Genomic DNA, 490 nt, shown 5'->3' with positions numbered 1-490 from the left:
TCCGACGGGACGCCGCTTGCCATCACCACTAGCAGCGACAGGAGCATGATCCTCTGGAATCTGAGTACCGGCGCCCACCGTCCTGTCATCACCGGCCACCGCGGTGAGGTGAACGGAGTGACCGGTGCCGTCCTGCCGGACGGGACGCCCGTCGCTGTCACGGCCAGCTACGACAAGACGGCGATCGTGTGGGACCTGGAAACCGGCACCCCCCGCCACACCCTCACCGGCCACAAAGACGTAGTGCGGGCGGTCAGCGGCGCCCGACTCGCGGACGGGACGCCCGTCGCCGTCACGGCCAGCTACGACAAGACCGCGATCGTGTGGGACCTGGAAACCGGCACCCCCCGCCACACCCTCACCGGCCACAAAGACGTAGTGCGGGCGGTCGCCGGCGCCCGACTCGCGGACGGGACGCCCGTCGCCGTCACGGCCAGCTACGACAAGACCGCGATCGTGTGGGACCTGGAAACCGGCACCCCCCGCCACA

At 70.0% G+C, this 490-nt stretch carries 1 pseudogene; it reads left to right on the top strand.

The window, feature by feature from the left end:
* Positions 1–45: 45 nt before the first annotated feature.
* A pseudogene (locus AB0L75_RS42860) lies at positions 46–490 on the top strand (hypothetical protein); the annotation flags it as partial.

This window comes from Streptomyces sp. NPDC052101 (assembly GCF_040680235.1).
Taxonomy (GTDB): Bacteria; Actinomycetota; Actinomycetes; order Streptomycetales; family Streptomycetaceae; genus Streptomyces.
Note: the sequence above shows the minus strand (reverse complement) of the source record. Positions and strands in the feature narration are given on the sequence as shown.